The 18,778-nt window shown below is 38.1% G+C and carries 15 protein-coding genes; 2 read left to right on the forward strand and 13 right to left on the reverse strand.

Features of this window, described 5'->3' with window-relative positions; genetic code table 11:
* Window positions 1-221: 221 nt before the first annotated feature.
* Window positions 222-353, forward strand: coding sequence for a hypothetical protein (locus ACFVT8_RS11265; RefSeq protein WP_387079880.1), 132 nt, complete (start codon window positions 222-224; stop codon window positions 351-353).
* 188 nt (window positions 354-541) lie between these two features.
* Here the strand turns inward: ACFVT8_RS11265 and ACFVT8_RS11270 are convergent, their stop codons facing one another.
* Genes ACFVT8_RS11270 through ACFVT8_RS11290 form a run of 5 tightly spaced genes read right to left on the reverse strand, consistent with a single transcriptional unit; the run spans window position 542 to window position 6,220 of the window.
* On the reverse strand, window positions 542-2,359 hold the full coding sequence (locus ACFVT8_RS11270; protein WP_387079878.1) for an oligopeptide ABC transporter substrate-binding protein: 1,818 nt from the start codon (window positions 2,357-2,359) through the stop codon (window positions 542-544).
* A gap of 15 nt (window positions 2,360-2,374) precedes the next feature.
* Window positions 2,375-3,274, reverse strand: coding sequence for an ABC transporter permease (locus tag ACFVT8_RS11275; protein WP_387079877.1), 900 nt, complete (start codon window positions 3,272-3,274; stop codon window positions 2,375-2,377).
* Window positions 3,275-3,310: 36 nt separating this feature from the next.
* Window positions 3,311-4,273: an oligopeptide ABC transporter permease gene (gene opp4B / locus ACFVT8_RS11280; RefSeq protein ID WP_387079875.1), complete on the reverse strand. Its 963-nt coding sequence runs from the start codon at window positions 4,271-4,273 to the stop codon at window positions 3,311-3,313.
* Window position 4,274: 1 nt separating this feature from the next.
* A complete protein-coding gene (locus ACFVT8_RS11285) occupies window positions 4,275-5,210 on the reverse strand; it encodes an ATP-binding cassette domain-containing protein (RefSeq protein WP_387079873.1) in 936 nt (311 codons plus the stop codon).
* Window positions 5,207-6,220 carry an ABC transporter ATP-binding protein gene (locus ACFVT8_RS11290; protein ID WP_387079872.1) on the reverse strand — a complete coding sequence of 338 codons (1,014 nt, stop codon included), beginning with the start codon at window positions 6,218-6,220 and terminating at the stop codon, window positions 5,207-5,209. The genes ACFVT8_RS11285 and ACFVT8_RS11290 overlap by 4 nt, the downstream gene beginning before the upstream one ends.
* An 891-nt stretch (window positions 6,221-7,111) precedes the next feature.
* Between ACFVT8_RS11290 and ACFVT8_RS11295 the strand changes: the two genes are divergently transcribed.
* Window positions 7,112-8,641 carry a cardiolipin synthase gene (locus ACFVT8_RS11295; protein WP_387079870.1) on the forward strand — a complete coding sequence of 510 codons (1,530 nt, stop codon included), beginning with the start codon at window positions 7,112-7,114 and terminating at the stop codon, window positions 8,639-8,641.
* A gap of 634 nt (window positions 8,642-9,275) precedes the next feature.
* Here the strand turns inward: ACFVT8_RS11295 and pyrE are convergent.
* From pyrE to ACFVT8_RS11335, 8 genes are read right to left on the reverse strand one after another with little or no spacing between them, the layout of a single operon-like run.
* A complete protein-coding gene (pyrE, locus tag ACFVT8_RS11300) occupies window positions 9,276-9,905 on the reverse strand; it encodes an orotate phosphoribosyltransferase (protein WP_387079868.1) in 630 nt (209 codons plus the stop codon).
* Between the two features lie 2 nt (window positions 9,906-9,907).
* Window positions 9,908-10,612 (reverse strand): orotidine-5'-phosphate decarboxylase, encoded by a 705-nt coding sequence (gene pyrF / locus ACFVT8_RS11305; RefSeq protein WP_387079867.1) that lies wholly within the window; start codon window positions 10,610-10,612, stop codon window positions 9,908-9,910.
* Window positions 10,609-11,523 (reverse strand): dihydroorotate dehydrogenase, encoded by a 915-nt coding sequence (locus ACFVT8_RS11310; protein WP_387079865.1) that lies wholly within the window; start codon window positions 11,521-11,523, stop codon window positions 10,609-10,611. Before ACFVT8_RS11310 ends, pyrF begins: the two co-directional genes overlap by 4 nt.
* Window positions 11,520-12,293, reverse strand: a complete 774-nt coding sequence (locus ACFVT8_RS11315; RefSeq protein WP_387079863.1) for a dihydroorotate dehydrogenase electron transfer subunit — start codon at window positions 12,291-12,293, stop codon at window positions 11,520-11,522. Before ACFVT8_RS11315 ends, ACFVT8_RS11310 begins: the two co-directional genes overlap by 4 nt.
* 1 nt (window position 12,294) lies before the next feature.
* Entirely contained in the window at window positions 12,295-15,492 is a 3,198-nt protein-coding gene (carB, locus tag ACFVT8_RS11320) for a carbamoyl-phosphate synthase large subunit (RefSeq protein ID WP_387079862.1), read from the reverse strand.
* Entirely contained in the window at window positions 15,485-16,585 is a 1,101-nt protein-coding gene (locus ACFVT8_RS11325; RefSeq protein WP_387079860.1) for a carbamoyl phosphate synthase small subunit, read from the reverse strand. Before ACFVT8_RS11325 ends, carB begins: the two co-directional genes overlap by 8 nt.
* Entirely contained in the window at window positions 16,585-17,862 is a 1,278-nt protein-coding gene (locus tag ACFVT8_RS11330; protein WP_387079859.1) for a dihydroorotase, read from the reverse strand. The genes ACFVT8_RS11325 and ACFVT8_RS11330 overlap by 1 nt, the downstream gene beginning before the upstream one ends.
* A gap of 1 nt (window position 17,863) precedes the next feature.
* On the reverse strand, window positions 17,864-18,742 hold the full coding sequence (locus tag ACFVT8_RS11335) for an aspartate carbamoyltransferase catalytic subunit (RefSeq protein WP_387079858.1): 879 nt from the start codon (window positions 18,740-18,742) through the stop codon (window positions 17,864-17,866).
* Window positions 18,743-18,778: the final 36 nt, after the last annotated feature.

The raw sequence follows: 18,778 nt of genomic DNA on the forward strand, positions 1-18,778 counted from the left end.
AACTTACGTCGAATAGTAGTATTTTATTAAGCATTTAGCATACTGAAAAGCTTGGACATATAAACTTCTAATTCTATTATGAACCAGTTTCCATTGTTCTTTTCGCGCATCTATAAACAATTCAGAAATATAATACTTTACAGATTTTTCAATAAAATGTATTTCAATTTTACCATTAATATACTATAATGTAATTATTAAGTATAAAGGAGAGATTAACTATGAAAAAGAGTATTAAGCTTATCATTTCTACTTTATGTCTCACTGCATTTTTAATTAATGTCAGCACAGTATCTGCTTCTGCATACCCAGGTCCTTGTCATAGTCCAAAGCCATGTGTTATACAGTCATAAATCCACTTCTTCTAGTGTAATTCCAGACTTGCAACTTATAGATACGTACATGCTATGTCTCACTTTTAATTTCACCCATTGGAGATTTTCCAACGGGTGTTTTTTATTATTAAACTAAATTGATAACTATTCAGTGATGAAAAACAGTCTTTCTATGTTGAAGAAAGACTGTTTTTTCAATGATTAGCTTATTTTACTGGAGCATCTGCTGTTAATTCAATATTTTGAAGCTCTGTTGCATTTGAGTAATCAATATTGTAATTTTTCACGCGTTTGTTTACTGGAACAAGCTCCGTACGGAAGTACATTGGCATTGTCGTTGCTGTTTCGCTCATATATTCTTGCCATGTACGGAATGCTTTAGAACGGAAATCCGGATCCATCGCCTTTTCCGAATCAATGTCTTCTAACATTTTTGTTAAGTCAGCAGAAACGAAACGACTCATGTTAAATTCTGCCGCCTCACCATATAAACCTGCCGGAGATGGGTTCGTACCTGTTTTCCACGCGGCCATATACATATCGATTTCTGGATCATCAGCCTCAACTTTATCATAGAAGCTATTGAATTCAATTAAACGGCCAGTCGTCAATTCAACATTTAACCCAACCTCCTTCCAGTTTTGGCGATAGTATTCGGCAATCGCTTCATCTGTGTCTGAACCAGACATTGCAGCTAAACGAATAGTGAATTTTTTACCGTCTTTATCTTCACGGATTCCGTCACCATCTACATCTTTATAACCAGCTTTTTCAAGTAATTCTTTTGCTTTTTCAGAGTCATAGTGATAACCCTCTAACGAACCATCATAGTAAGATGCAAATACTGGTGGAATTAATGAGTTTGCTCTTACACGTAGACCTTGATAGAACTTTTTTGTAACAGATTCAATATCCATCGCATAGCCAATCGCTTGACGTAAATTTACATCATTCATTTTTGACTTCTCATCAAAAATATTCTTACGATTTGCTTTATCGTATTTACCCACTTTAAATCCTAAATAAGAGTATGACAACTCTGGGCGGCTTACAATGGCTATATTTGATAGATCCTTTATGCTGTCAAATTGATTTGTTGGGTAATGATCTGCAATATCATATTTCCCAGTTTTCATAGCTTCACCGATTGAAGTTGAAGGAACAACTTCGATCACCACTTTATCTAACTTTGGCTTGCCTTTAAAATAATATTCATTTGCTACAAGCTGAACAGACTCTCCATTTACAATTTTGTCAATTTTAAAAGCGCCAAGTGTTACAGGATTTTTACGAACTGCATCTGAAGCAATTAGGGCATCTTTAACAGGGATTGACTCTAGCTGATGCTTCGGCGCTGCATAACCCCATAACCCATCCCCTACTGAATAAATAGCTGGTGATACTTTCTTGAACGTAATTTCAATTGATTTTTCGTCGATTTTCTTAATACCAGAAATTGTTTTTGCTTTTCCAGCATGATATTCTTGTGCACCAACAATATTTTGGAAATCGTCATCGTAGCGCTTTCCGTCGTAATCAGGATGACCAATAATTTCGTAAGGATAAATTAAGTCATCAGTTGTCAAAGGTTTACCATCAGACCACTTAACGTCACCTTGAATAGTAATTTTCGCCTTCTTATTGTCCTTATCAACCTCTAATTTTGTAATACCTGTATCTTTTATTTGGAAATCCCCATCCAATTCAAAAATTTCATTATTTGCGTAAGTCAAGATTGAACTATCGTAAGCATCATCAGATAATTCCTGAATGAAAACACCTTTAAAAGGAGTGTCTGTTACAAGCGCTACCTTTAACGTACCGCCTTTAATAACATCGCCTTCATTCGTTACTTCCATCGGAAACTTAGCTGTATCCTCTTTATTTGTATCTGTTTCAGTTTGTGTCGGTTTCTCTTTGTTGCCATCTCCAGTTTTAGCCGCCTCTTTACCATCGTTATTGCAGGCTGCCAATACAAACATCACTGCAAAAATAACGGATAGTAATAACCAATTTTTTTTCATCGTAAATCCTCCCCTTTATCCAATTCTTTGTTTTGCGTCAGCTGCACGACGAAGTGCTTGACCGACATAATTTATACCAAGCATCAAGATTAAAATTAATATTGATGCGGGCAACCATACCCACCACTTAGTAGATAGTACAATTGGATTCGTTGCATAGCTTACAAGAGTTCCTAAGCTAGGTGTAGATGGTGGTAAACCAAAGCCTAAAAACGATAGGCCTGTTTCAATACCAACATTCCCTGCGAAATTTAATGTTAATTCTACAATTAGCAACGAGCTTAAATTTGGTAGTATCCCCTTAAACATGATGACAAAATCCTTAGTCCCCATTGTTTTAGAGGCACTCACATAATCACGGCGTCCTTCTGATAAGGCTTTACTGCGGACTAAACGTGCTGTCCCAATCCATTGAAAGGCACTCAATATCAATATCAACTCAAAAACCCCGTATTTGGGAATAATTGTAACTATTACAATTATAATCATTAAAGTTGGTAATGTCATGAGAAAGTCGATGATTCGCATAAATAAATTATCAATAAAGCCGCCATAATAGCCCATTATAATACCGAGCGCAATCCCTATTGTATTAGCAATAAGAGTAATAGCTATCGCAATTAAAATGGAGTTTTTCGCGCCTATAATAAGCTGTCCTAACATATCCCGACCAGCTTCATCAGCCCCAAGGGAATAACCATTTATACCTGGCTCTGTATAACGCTCTAATAATTTGATTTTTAAAATTTCATCTTGGTCCATAAACATTGCCATAATTAATATTGTAATAATCAGTAAATTCATACCGATGAATGAAACTAATGCTAATTTATCTTTTCGAAATTCACGTAATATAACTTGTATCCCTGTTGGTGGAGTATTTTCAACTGTCAATGTGTCATTTTTTTGTTCCATTTTTATTCACCTCTCCTTAAACATTAAATTTAACAGTTAGTCTATGCGGATACGTGGATCAACAATGCTCATAATAATATCTGACAGTAGACTACCTAATAATGCTAAGAAGCCATAAAGCATAACGAGAGCTGTAATCACACTATAATCGCGGCTCGTTATGGAATGGATGAATAATTGCCCCATGCCTGGGAAGCCAAAAATTGTTTCTATGAAAATCGAACCGCCTAATAAGCCTGTAATTGTAAAGCCAAGGAAGGCTGCAATTGGCAATAAAGAATTGCGGAAAATATGTCTTCTATAGATTCTTTTCATCGGTACGCCTTTACTACGTGCTGTCTTTACGTAATCCTGTGTCTTGGCATCTATGATTTCTGAACGTAAATATTGAATAATCGTTGTTGTACCTAAAATTGCATATGTCATCGCGGGTAAAATTAAATGATAGATGCGATTCCAATAGTATTCCAGTGTTCCCGATTCTATACCTACGTCAACTGTTCCACTTGTCGGGAACCACATTAAACGATAACCGAAAATATATAAGAAAATTAAACCCAATACAAAAGTTGGTATTGCATAGCTTATAAAGCTATAAAGTGTAATCGACTTATCGTATAATGTATCTTGCTTGCGACCAGCAATCATTCCTAATGGAATAGCAATCGCATAAACGAGAATAGCACTTAGTAGAGCGAGCCAAAATGTATTTAATGCACGCTCACCAATCAATGTGGACACCGCAATTTTATATGTATAGCTTTGTCCTAAATCTCCTTGGAAGGCATTTGTTATCCAATGATAATATTGCACATACCAAGGATCGTAAAATCCTGCCTTAATTCTTAATTCTTCGATACGTGCAGGGTCTGTTTCTGGTGTAATCAATCCTGTAAATGGGTCACCCGGCATTTGCTTTGCCAAAATAAAGATAATTAAACTTAGCACAAACATTTGAGGAATCATCAAAATTGCTCGTCTAACAATCGTTTTCCACATTTTATATACCCCCTGTCATCGCAACCATATGTGTTTCTGAAATGGATTTTAGCGGGTATACTTTTCCATGCTCATCGTAATATTGATGTTGCTCTTTTTGATAGTTCTCTTCTACTTTTTGTCGAATTAATTTCCGTTCCAAGCGTGTCTCTGGCTCAATATTTGGAATGGCCGACAAGAGACGGTTTGTATAAATATGTTGTGGATTCCCATATATATCATGTCTCGTACCAGTTTCTACGAAGCGCCCTTTATACATAATGGATATATGATCACACATATGTTTTACAACACCTAGATCATGTGAAATAAATAAATAAGTAAGCCCATACTCATTTTGAATATCTTTCATAAAGTTTAGCACCTGTGCTTGTACGGATAAATCAAGTGCTGATACAGGTTCATCAGCAATAATCATTTTTGGATTACAAGCAACAGCACGAGCAATTCCAAGACGTTGCTTTTGACCGCCAGAAAATTCATGTGGATACTTTAACAATACATCTTCAGACATCCCTACAATTGCCAGCAACTCTTTTATGCGCTTGCGCTCCTCTTGATCACTAAGCTTCATAAAATTCCGAATAGGCTCTGCTAAAATGTCTAATACCCGTTTTCTAGGATTCATACTTGAATGAGAATCTTGGAAAATCATTTGAATGTCTTTGTTATAAGCTGAATTACGATTTCTGCGCTGGTTTGTAACATTCTCACCTTCATAGAAAATTTGACCTGACGTGATTTTTTCTAAACCAATAATCGCCTTTCCTGTAGTGGATTTCCCAGACCCAGATTCTCCTACTAAACCATATGTTTTTCCTTTTTCAAACTTCATTGTGACGCCATCAACCGCATAAACCTTATCGATTACTGTATTAAAAAAGCCCCCTCGAATAGGGTAATGAACGTTTAAATCATTAATTTGCATAAAGCTCATACAGGCCCGCCTCCTTCTTCACCTTCTAAATGAAAGTGTTTCCAGCAGGTACATCTAACAAAATGTCCTGGTGCAATTTCATGTAATTGTGGTTTACTTTCGTGTGCAGATGCATCTATCCATGGTATTCGTGCTGAAAATCGGCAACCTTCCCGTGGTAAATTCACCAGTGATGGCACCATACCTTGAATAACTTCAAGTCTTTCATTTTCACTATGTGTTTGTGGAATAGAATTCAATAGAGAACGAGTATAAGGATGTTTTGCATTATTAAATAATTCCTGAACAGGTGCTTCTTCTACTACTTCACCTGCATACATCACTGCAACTCGATCAGCCATTTCTGCCACAACGCCTAAATCATGCGTAATTAAGATAATACCTGTTTCGGTTTCTAACTGTAGTGCTTTAAGTAGGTCAAGTATTTGAGCTTGAATAGTCACATCTAGAGCCGTTGTCGGTTCATCTGCAATTAAAATGGATGGTTTACACGACAATGCAATGGCAATCATGACACGTTGACGCATCCCCCCAGATAATTGATGAGGGAATTGTCTTGCCACACGTTCCGGATTAGAAATACCTACTTGGTTTAATAATTCTAATACTCTCTCCTCGCGTTGTTGCTTTGAGAGCTTTGTATGATACATAAGCCCCTCTGCAATCTGTTCTCCTATCCTCATTAATGGATTGAGAGCTGAAAGAGGGTCTTGGAAAATAAAACCAATATCATTACCGCGTAAACTATTAAATTTCTGCTCATTTAATTGTGTTAAATTTTGATTATTATAAAAAATATCACCCGTAACCTTTGTGTTAATCTCATTGTGCAAGCCTACAATAGTAGTTGCTAACGTACTTTTACCACAACCCGATTCCCCAACGATTGCTAATACTTCATTCTTTTTAAGCGAAAGTGAGACATCCTCTACAGCAGCGTGGTAAGTTTCTTTAATGCGAAAACTTGTAGTTAGATTTCTAATTGTTAATAAGTCGTTTGCTGTATCCAAACAATATCTCCCTCCTATATTCAATATTCTGAAAAATAATTACACTTATCTTTTAAATTTATTTCAGAATTATATTTTATTGAAAAATTTATTTACACCTCCATTTACATTTAAAAACAAATTAATATTTTTTTTACTTTTCCAGAAAACCGATATACTGATTGAATTATCTGAAAATTAACTGTGATATTATTTTATCTGGAAATAATACATTAAATCAAGTGTATTTTTCTAAATATTACAAAGTTACAAACAAATTTCTCCATACATCTTTACAAAATAATTTTCTAAACTTAATTTTCTCTTTACTTAATTGTTTGTCCTTTTTTCAACCTTCTATCTAAACTCAGCTATTTTTATTATTTAAATATAAAAATCGTTCATACTTACTTTTATTACTAAAATAACATTTAAACCCCTTGTTTATCTCTATTTAACAGGTTATAACTTTAAATTCTTATTCTTAAAATATATTTAATTTCTATATATTTGTTTTAAATAAATAGTTTTCTCGTTTAAAGTGTTAAAAACTTAATAACAATTTTAATATATTAAAAAAGTAACTTTTTTATTTCTTTTTACCTAATCCTTTACGTACTTCTTGATTATACTTTTCCCCCAAAAATAATTAGCATTTTAAATAATATATGCAAATATACAGGTAATATATTCTAAAAACTTCAAATAAAAGACTTTTTAAATAGATTAATCATTAATTTAAATAGGAGTGTTTAATGGGTAATATTATAGATACTTGATTTTCTATAGAAGAAATTAATGTGGAAATGTCTATATTGTAAAAAAAAAGAAAACAATTTATCATAAAACTATAAAGTACAACTTCCTCTTATGAAGCTTATATGTAAGAAAGAATAGGTGAAATGTATACATATGAAGAATCGCGTTGTCCAATTACTATTTGTATTTACAATTGCAGCAATTATGCTTGTAGTCTTAAATAAGTCCGTTATTTCCTTATATACCTTAATAGGCATACTATTGCCTATCACAATTATAGGAATTTCCTTCGTTATTTTTATTGAAAACCGTTCCCCACAAAGTACATTGGCTTGGTTTTTAGTATTAGCCATTCTCCCTGTTATCGGGTTACTTCTGTACTTACTGTTCGGAAGAAGTCGCTGGAGAAGAAAAAAACATTTACATCGTTCAGAAGAAAAGAGGAAGTTATTCCGAGGAATTTTAGAAGGAAGAAGTTTTAATTTAGAACCCTCTTCCCCTTTAAATGAACGATCAACCTATTTGACACAAGTTATCCAAAAATTTGGCGGTGGTCCAATTGCAAATGAGACAGCAACAAAACTCTTAACAAATGGTGATGAAACATTTACTGAAATCCTACAAGCAATTGAAAATGCTACACATCATATTCATATTCAATACTATATTTATCGATCAGATGAAATCGGTACAACAATTCAAGACGCCTTAATAAGAAAAGCAAAATCTGGCGTGATCGTACGCTTTCTTTACGATGGACTCGGCAGTAGTAAATTACGTAGACGTTTCTTACAACCAATGAAAGAAGCAGGAATTGAAGTAGTTGAATTTGATCCTATTCTTTCACCTTGGCTATTAGAAACCGTAAATTATCGTAACCATCGGAAAATTGTAATTGTAGATGGGACGATTGGGTTTACGGGTGGGCTCAATGTCGGGGATGAATATCTTGGTCGTTCGAAGAAGTTTCCAATTTGGCGTGATAGCCATTTAAAAATAGAAGGAAAAGCATTATATAAACTGCAGGCCATTTTCCTAGAAGATTTTCTCTATGCCACTAGTAGTTTAAATACTACGTCTTGGAATCAATTTATGGATAGCACATACTTTCCAAGTCAAGGAATTCATCAGGCAGAAGGTGCCGTACAAATCATTGCAAGTGGACCTAGCTCAGATGATACAAGTATTCGGAATTCTTTATTGAAAATTATGGGTTCTGCAAAAAAGTCAATTTGGATTGCCACTCCATACTTCATTCCTGATCAGGAAACATTAACATTATTACGTTTGAGTGCACTTTCCGGGGTAGATGTCCGTATTTTATATCCTGGAAAAGGTGATAGCATCATTAGTGATCAAGCATCCCAATCATACTTTACACCGCTTCTAAAAGCTGGAGTCTCTATTTACTCTTATAAAGATGCTTTTATGCATGCTAAGATTGTACTTGTTGATGATGAAGTTGCATCAATTGGTACAGCAAATATGGATATTCGTAGTTTTGAGCTTAATTATGAAATCATTGCAGTCCTTTATGAATCTAATACGGTTCTAGATATAAAAAATGATTTTAAACAAGATTTTAAAGATTCCATAGAAATTACATGGGCGTCATTTCAAAAGCGAAGTATTCAAAAACGTATGCTTGAATCTCTTATGCGACTCATTTCTCCTCTACTGTAAATGAATAACAGAGACTGTAAAAGTAAAAGGATTCACACACAATTTTGTGTATGAATCCTTTTTTGCTCTTTGGAAGGTGGATGTCGATAAAAATGAAAAGTTGGGTGATAAAACGTGAAAGTTTATCGATAAAATTCAAAGGTTAGTCGATAAAACGTGAGAGTTAGTCGATAAACTTTAAAAGTTGGGCGACATTTTGTTAAAACGTATGTTATGTGAATCAGTTGATTGGAGTGGAGGCTGGTGACTCCTTGGGGATTAGCGATTAGAGGAACGAAGGCTAAAATCATCACGTCCTGTGATAACCGCCTTCGTGACCAACATCGTGCTGTTGCTGTTGCTACGTTAGCACTACGCTTTCGCGCAAAAAACATCTGTTGGCTCAAGCGGCTCATCGGACGCCCCCAGGAAGCTCTGCTCTGTGCGAAAGCGAAGCGACAGCAACAACAAATGTTTTATCTGCGCGAAAGCGTAGCGTCAGCGATAAAAGTGCCCAGCCGGAACGGAAATCAACCCCTCGTTTTGACTAAGAACTACACTTTGTTTAATAGGAAACTTTAATTTCTTTGACGCAATAGTTTTTCAACAAACAATTGAAAAGGTGGTATGAAAAAATTCATACCACCTCTTTTAATTAAAGCTCGCCTGCTTTTAATTTTCCATGCCAGTCTTTTAAGAACGGAATGTCTCCTTCTTGAATAGCACCTGATTCATTAGCTGCTTCAATTAAATAATCGAAATTTGTTAGAGATACATATTTTACGCCTGCCTCTTCAAATGCTTGTTCAGCGCGCGGAAGGTTGTATGTGTAAACGCAAACAACGCCTAGTACTTCACAGCCTGCAGAGCGTAAGGCTTCTACAGCTGTAATCGATGAGCCGCCTGTAGAAACGATGTCTTCTACTACTACGACTTTTTGACCTGCTGCGTATTTTCCTTCGATTTGGTTACCACGTCCATGCTCTTTTGCTTTAGAGCGTACATAAACCATAGGTAATTCTAAAATATCACTCACCCAAGCTGCATGTGGAATGCCCGCTGTTGCTGTACCTGCTACGATTTCAGTTGTACCAAAGTTTTCTTTAATAAGAGATGCTAAACCGTTTGCTAATTGCTTACGAATTACAGGGTCAGAAATTGTCAGACGTGTATCACAGTAGATTGGAGATTTGATGCCTGATGCCCATGTGAATAGTTCTGTTGGATTTAATTCTACTGCGCCTACCTTTAACATAGCGTGTGCGATTTCATTTTGTAATGTCATATTTATGCCTCCCATAATTCACTTACGATTTTATATGCTGCTACTGGATCTTTTGCACCTGTAACGGCACGTCCAACGACGATTAACGAAGAACCATCACGTTTTGCGCCGTCAGGTGTTGCAATGCGCTTTTGGTCGTGCGCGTCGCCACCTGCTAATCGGATACCAGGTGTTACACGTAAGAAATCTTCACCGCATGCTTCAGCAATAGCTTTTGCCTCATGTACAGAGCAGACGACACCATTTAAACCAGCTTGTTTTGTTAAGCTTGCATAATGTAAGACAGACTCCTGTAAAGATAAAACAATTTTTTGCTCTGCCTGCATTTGTTCTTCTGTAGTAGAAGTAAGCTGTGTTACGGCAATTAATGCCGCACGTTCACGTCCTGCTGGAGTACCCGCTTCAAGCCCCTCAAGCGCTGCCTCCATCATTGGACGTCCACCAGCCGCATGAACGTTGACTAAATCTACCCCTAATTTTGCTAAGCCTTTCATAGCAGAGCCAACTGTATTAGGAATATCGTGTAATTTTAAATCTAGAAAAATATCATGACCTAGATCTTTTACCTTACGTACAATATCCGGACCTTCCTGCATATATAATTCCATACCAATTTTCACGAAAAGAGGCTCATTAAAGTGCTTTAGAAAGTTAAATACTTCTGCTTCTCCAGGAAAATCTAGTGCAAGTATTGGTTTTGTATTCATGAACGATGGCTCCTTCCGATAATTTCTGAAATATGCTCTACCCCTAATTTATCGAGCTTTGCTGGTAGTTCATCAATAATAGTTGGACAAACGAAGTGATCGACAAAGTTTGCTGTTCCAACAGCAACTGCAGATGCACCAGCCGACATAAAGTCGATAACATCCTGAGCTTCTGTCACGCCACCCATCCCAATTATCGGAATATTGACAGCCTTATACACTTCATAGACCATGCGAATTGCTACTGGCTTTACGGCAGGACCAGATAAGCCGCCTGTACCGTTAGCAATCACTGGTTTACCTGTACGCTCGTCTAAACGCATACCGATTAGTGTATTAATCATTGTAATGCCATCTGCACCACCCGCTTCAACAGCTTGTGCGATTTCTACGATATTCGTTACATTAGGCGATAATTTCACGTATACAGGCACTTCTGAAACAGCTTTGACAGCTGCAACTAGCTCACGTGCCGTAGCTGGGTCTGTACCAAATTGAATACCACCACATTTAACGTTCGGACAAGAAATGTTAAGCTCTAATGCTTTCACATTTCCTGCAGTTGAAATACGTCGTGCTACTTCTACGTAATCTTCTGTTTCCGTACCAGCAACATTTGCAATGATTGGTACATCATACTTTTCTAAGAACTTCAATTCTTCATTCATTACTTTTTCAATACCTGGATTTTGTAAACCAATTGCATTCAACATCCCTGCTGCTGTTTCTGCTACACGTGGAGTTGGATTGCCGGGACGTGTTTCCACAGTCGTAGCTTTAATCATAATAGCGCCAAGCTTTGATAAATCATAAAGCTGTGCATATTCGCGTCCAAAGCCAAAGCAGCCGGATGCTGGCATTATTGGATTTTTTAACTCTAAGCCTGGTAATTGCATGTTTAAACGACTCATAATGCCACCGTACCTTTCGGGAAAACTGGACCGTCAGAGCATACTTTGACATAGTCTTTTGCTACTTGATCTGTTGTTTTACATACACATGCGAAACAAGCACCGATACCGCAGCCCATACGCTCTTCAAATGATAAATAACCTTCTTTTTCTGGATAAAAGCCTTCAAGCGCTTTTAACATAGGTAGTGGACCACAAGAATAAAAGACATCGAATTCTGGTGCTCGTGACTCTAAAACATTTGTGACAAAGCCCTTTGTTCCTTTAGAACCGTCAACCGTTACATAATGTGTTTCACCAAGGGCACTGAATTCTTCCTCATAGAAACATACATCTTCCGATTGAAAGCCTAGCACATGAATTGTTTTAACACCACGTGCATTTAATTGCTTGGAAAGCTCATGTAATGGAGGTACTCCGATTCCCCCACCAACTAGTAGAGCTGTGCCTCCCTCTTTTACTGCTTCAACAGGGAACCCATTACCGATTGGACCAAGTACATTGACAAGCTGCCCTTCACGATTTGTCGCTAACACGTTTGTTCCGCGACCCTCCGCACGGTAAATCATTGTAAACTCGTTGTTGTCTTTATCTATGTTTGCAATACTTATTGGTCGACGTAAAAGCGGCTCCAATGAATCTGACACCTTTACATGGACAAACTGGCCAGGTGTCATATCCTGAACCAGTTCTCCACGAAGTGTCAATTCGAAAATGTTTGTCGCAATTTGCTTTTGAGAGACGACCGTCATTTTCTCTTGACGAATCATATTAATGTACTACCTCCGCTTTTGGCATTTGTTCTGCTGTGAATGTCATTGATTCAATAACTCGAACCATCGCTTCCGCTGTGTCTAGTGAAGTTAAGCAAGGTACACCATTTTCTACAGACTCACGGCGAATTCTGAAGCCATCACGTGCCGGTTGCTTGCCTTTCGTTAAAGTGTTGACAACAAGCTGTGCCTCACCGTTTTGAATTAAATCGATTAATGTTTCACCTTTTGCACCGATTTTGCCAACTATATCTGTGCGTACGCCTGCAGCTTCAAACGCTTTAGCTGTACCTTCAGTTGCAACAATACGATAGCCTACTGTTGAGAAGCGTTTTGCAAGTTCAATTGCTTCCTCTTTATCTTTATCGGACACAGTGAACAATACTGTTCCTTCTGTACGAATTTCCATACCTGCTGCAACTAAGCCTTTGTAAAGTGCTTTTTCTAAAGTTGCATCTTTACCCATTACTTCACCTGTTGATTTCATTTCAGGCCCTAGTGTAATGTCAACACGACGTAATTTAGCGAATGAGAATACTGGTACTTTAACGAAGACACCTTTTTGCTCTGGCGCTAAACCGGTTGGATAGCCTTGTTCTACGATTGATTTACCAAGAATCGCTTTCGTTGCAATATTTGCCATCGGAATGTTTGTAATTTTACTTAAGAACGGTACTGTACGAGATGAACGAGGGTTAACCTCGATGACAAATACTTCACCTTGTGAAATTACATATTGAATGTTCATTAAGCCTACGATACCAAGACCTTTTGCAAGGCGAGTTGTATAATCCACTAGCGTATCTTTTTGCGCTTGTGTTAATTTTTGTGGCGGATATACAGAGATCGAGTCACCAGAGTGAACCCCTGCACGTTCGATATGCTCCATAATACCTGGAATTAAGACATTTTCACCATCACAAATGGCATCTACTTCAATTTCTTGACCAGTTAAGTAGCGGTCTACTAATACTGGGTGATCCGGAGAGGCTTCTACTGCGTTCTCCATATAGTGTTTTAATTCTTCTTGGTTGTAGACGATTTCCATCGCACGTCCACCTAGCACGTATGAAGGACGAACTAGTACAGGGAACCCTAGGCGTTCACTAATAGCAAGAGCTTCCTCCGTAGATACAGCTGTTTCACCTTGTGGCTGTGGAATGTCCAGGTCACGTAATGCTTGCTCAAATTTATCTCGGTTTTCAGCACGGTCGATATCTTCAAGCGATGTACCTAAAATTTTCACGCCATTGGCAGCTAATTTATCAGCTAGATTAATAGCTGTTTGACCACCGAATTGTACAACTACTCCAATTGGTTGCTCAAGGTCGATAATATGCATAACGTCTTCGATTGTTAATGGCTCGAAGTATAATTTATCTGAAATCGAGAAGTCAGTGGATACTGTCTCTGGATTCGAGTTAATAATAATCGCTTCGTAGCCCGCTTCTTGAATTGCCCATACTGAGTGTACTGTTGCGTAGTCGAATTCAACCCCTTGACCAATGCGGATTGGACCAGAACCAAGTACAACAACTGACGGCTTATCTGATTTAATCGATTCGTTTTCATCTTCATATGTGCCATAGAAGTATGGTGTTTCAGATTCAAACTCCGCTGCACATGTATCAACCATTTTATATACTGGGATAATGCCGTTTTCTTTACGATACGCATATACTTCTTCTGGAGTTGTTTCCCAAAGCTCGGCAATTTTCTTATCTGCAAAGCCTAGACGTTTTGCTGTACGTAACACATCTTTATCGTTTTTATGGTCAGTAAGTGTTTGTTCCATATCTACGATGTTTTTGAATTTATTTAAGAAGAATAAATCAATTGCAGACCATTCATGGATTTGCTCAATTGTTACACCGCGACGAAGTGCTTCACCGATGAAGAATAGACGCTCGTCACCTGCTTTGCGAATACGTTTTTCAATCCAAGAATCAGAGTTCGCTTCAGCATGTTTTAGCTCTAAGTGAACTTGACCTGTTTCAAGAGAGCGCACTGCTTTTAGCATAGCTTCCTCAAATGTACGACCAAGTGCCATTACTTCACCAGTCGCTTTCATTTGTGTACCAAGATTACGTTTTGCTGATTCGAATTTATCGAACGGCCAACGTGGAATTTTCGCCACGATGTAGTCTAATGCTGGCTCAAAGCAAGCATACGTAGAACCAGTTACAGGGTTTTTGATTTCATCTAATGTTAAACCAACTGCGATTTTTGCTGCTAGCTTTGCAATTGGATAACCTGTTGCTTTTGATGCTAACGCTGACGAACGTGATACACGAGGGTTTACTTCGATCACATAGTAATTAAAGCTGTATGGATCAAGGGCTAACTGTACGTTACAGCCACCTTCAATTTTTAGTGCTCGGATAATATCTAATGAAATATTACGCAGCATTTGGTTTTCTCGGTCTGAAAGTGTTTGAGTAGGTGCCACTACGATAGAGTCACCAGTATGAATACCAACTGGGTCAACGTTTTCCATGTTACATACAACGATAGCGTTGTCGGCAGCATCACGCATTACTTCATATTCGATTTCTTTATAACCAGCGATTGATTTTTCTAGTAAACATTGGGTTACTGGTGAATATTTTAGACCTGATGTAACGATCTCCTCTAGATCTTGATCGTTGTAGCAAATACCGCCGCCTGTACCACCAAGTGTGAAGGCAGGACGAACGATTACTGGGTAGCCAATTTTCGCTACAAAGTTTTTCGCCTCGTCTAAGTTATGAATAATATCTGATTCAGGTACTGGAGCACCTAGCTCATACATTAAATTACGGAATAAATCGCGGTCTTCTGCTTTATGGATTGCTTCTAATTTTGTTCCAAGAATTTCAATATCAAGCTCATCTAAAATTCCTGATTTATCTAATTCAATGGCCATGTTTAAGCCAGTTTGACCACCAAGTGTTGGTAGGATTGCATCTGGACGCTCTTTACGTAGAATTCGTGATACGAACTCAAGTGTAATTGGCTCAATATATACTTTGTCGGCAATTTCTGTATCTGTCATAATTGTTGCAGGGTTTGAGTTTATTAAGATAACGCGATAGCCTTCTTCTTTTAATGAAAGACAAGCTTGTGTTCCCGCATAGTCAAATTCTGCTGCTTGTCCGATAACGATTGGACCTGATCCGATTACTAAAATAGTTTCAATATCTGTACGTTTAGGCATGTTGTTTCCCCTTCCCTGCTTCTACTTCCATCATTTCGATAAATTCATCAAATAGGTGATTTGAATCCTCTGGACCCGGTGATGCTTCTGGGTGATATTGCACCGTGAAGATTGGATATTTCTTGTGACGTACACCCTCACAAGTACCATCATTTAATGCGATATGTGTTATTTCTAAATCTGTATCTTTTAACGAATCGATATCGATCGCATAACCATGGTTTTGAGATGTCAAGTCTGTGCGACCAGTGCGTAAATCTTTTACCGGATGGTTACCACCTCGGTGACCGAATGGTAATTTAAAGCTTTGTGCACCACATGCTAGCGAGAAGATTTGGTGACCTAAGCAAATACCGAACATTGGCACTTTTCCGATTAAATTACGTACAGTTTCAATGCCTTCAACTACGTCTTCAGGGTTACCTGGACCGTTTGACAGCATAATTCCATCTGGATGCCACGCTAGAATTTCTTCTGCCGGTGTATTGTAAGGGACAACAAGCACATCGCAATCACGTTTGTTTAACTCACGAAGAATACCGTGCTTCATACCGTAATCAATTAATACTACTCGTTTGCCACGACCTGGTGATGGGTAAGCTGCTTTCGGTGATACTTCACGAACATGATGTGTAATCGCTGGTGTTGCCTGTAATTTTGCTACAACCTCATCCACATTCACTTCTTCATCAGCCGCTGTTAAAATAGCTTTTACTGAACCTTTACTGCGAATAATGCGTGTTAATTTTCGTGTATCAATTCCTTCAATGCCCGGGATATCCTTTGAAGTTAAGTACTCATCTACTGTTAAATCACAACGGAAGTTTGAAGGTGTTTTTGCTAATTCACGAACTACAAATCCACGAATAGCAGGTGTGATCGATTCAAAATCATCACGGTTAATACCGTAATTACCGATTAAAGGGTAAGTTAACGTTACGATTTGTCCGTAGAAAGAAGGATCTGAAATTGTTTCCTGATAACCTGTCATCCCTGTCGTGAATACAACCTCACCTTGTGAAGCTCTCTCACTACCGAACGCTGTACCTGTAAATACTGTGCCATCTTCTAAAATAAGTAAACGTTTTTTCATTACTCTGCCTCCTGGTATACGATATTGCCTTCAAAAATTGTTAGCACTGGCCAACCTTTTGCAACCCAACCATTGAATGGTGTATTGCGTCCTTTTGATACAAAGCCTTCTGCATCAATTGTTTGCTCTTTATTTAAATCAATTAAAATCATATCTGCCGAAGCGCCAACTTCTAATGTTCCATATGGTAAATCAAAAATTTGTGCTGCCTTGACAGTCATCCAGTCAATCAACTGTTTTAATGTCCATTTGCCTGTTTCTACAAACTGTGTGTAAAGCAGTGGGAACGCTGTTTCGAAGCCTACAATGCCAAATGGAGCACCAACCATACCACAGCATTTTTCTTCTACTGTATGTGGAGCATGATCTGTAGCGATACAATCGATCGTGCCGTCTAGCATAGCTGCGTGAAGTGAGTCTTTATCATCTGCTCCACGTAGCGGGGGATTCATTTTCCAGTTTGCATCATCTGATGGAATATCCATTTCTTCAAGTAATAAATGGTGTGGACAAACTTCTGCAGTGACACGAATACCTGCTGCTTTCGCGTCACGTACTGCACGTACAGATTCCTTTGTTGATACGTGACATACGTGGTAGCGTGCTCCAGCTGCTTCTGCTAATAGAACATCGCGCGCAATTTGAACGGATTCACAAATCGATGGAATTCCTGGTAAACCAAGCTCTTGATTACGCTTCCCTTCATGCATCACACCGTCGTAGATTAACGAGTTATCTTCGCAGTGTGCAACAACTACCATATTGTGCTGTGCGGCAACCTTCATTTGCTCATACATTGTTGACGCAAGCTGGATACCAACACCATCGTCTGAAAATGCGACAGCCCCATGTGCTTTTAACTCTTCAATACTTGTACGAACCTCACCTGAGATATCTTTTGTTAATGAACCATATGGAAGTACTCGAATAACTGCACTTTCTTTAATAAGACCGTTAATCAACTGCATATTTTCTACTGAATCTGGCACTGGTTTTGTATTTGGCATCGCACAAATCGTTGTGAAGCCACCTTTTGCAGCTGATGCTGACCCTGTAGCGATTGTTTCTTTATGTTCAAAGCCCGGCTCACGTAAATGTGTATGTACATCGACAAAGCCTGGTGCAACAACTAACCCATTTCCTTCGATCATTTCTGCGTCTGCTACATTAACGTTTTGACCTATCGCAGTAATTTTGCCATCCGTCATAGCGATATTTACTGTTTGTAGCTCGCCTTGTTCATTTAGCATTTGTACATTTTGAAGAACCTTTGTCATGTTACTCTCTCCCCTTTAAAATTGTTTCAACAATAGCCATCCTTGTATAGACACCATTACGAACCTGCTCGAAAATTCTAGAACGCTCGCATTCTACTAACTCTGAAGCAATTTCTACATCACGATTGACCGGTGCTGGATGCATAATAATTGCCTTTTCCTTCATTTGTTTCTCACGTTCAATTGTTAAACCGTACTCTTGATGATAGCTCTCTTTTGAGAAGCTTTTATTTACCTTATGACGTTCATGCTGCACACGAAGTAACATAATCACATCGCTTATTTCGATTAGATCATCCCAAGAATGATGCGCTTCGTAACTGCCTGCCCACTCTTCTGGACAAAGGAAATGAACATTTGCCCCTAAGCGCCGTAACGCTAACGCATTCGATTTCGCTACACGGCTATGGCTTATATCTCCAGCGATTGTCACATTCAACCCTTCAAAAGAACCAAACTCTTTTCTGATTGTATAAAGATCTAATAATGATTGCGACGGATGCTGACCAGTACCGTCACCTCCATTAATAATGGATACATTGATGCCTTCAAGTAGTTCATTGTAATACGCATCTTCCTTTGCGCGAATGACTACTGCATCCATACCAATCATTTCTAACGTCTTTACCGTATCGTACAATGTCTCTCCTTTAGAGACGCTCGAAAAGCTACCGTCAAAAGGGATAACAATACAGCCTACTTTACGCTCAGCCATTTCAAAGCTTGTTTTCGTGCGCGTACTTGGTTCAAAAAATAAATTTGCTACGTTGTATGGGCGAGATAATGATGATGCTTCACCATTCTCAAAAGCTTGCGCACGATCTAGAATGTGGTTAATTTCTTCATTTGTTAAATGTTCCATCGATAATAAGTTCTTCATCATGTACCTCCACTGGGTTGTGTTTCATGAACGTTT

Source organism: Lysinibacillus sp. NPDC058147, from assembly GCF_042884205.1.
Classification (GTDB): domain Bacteria; phylum Bacillota; class Bacilli; order Bacillales_A; family Planococcaceae; genus Lysinibacillus.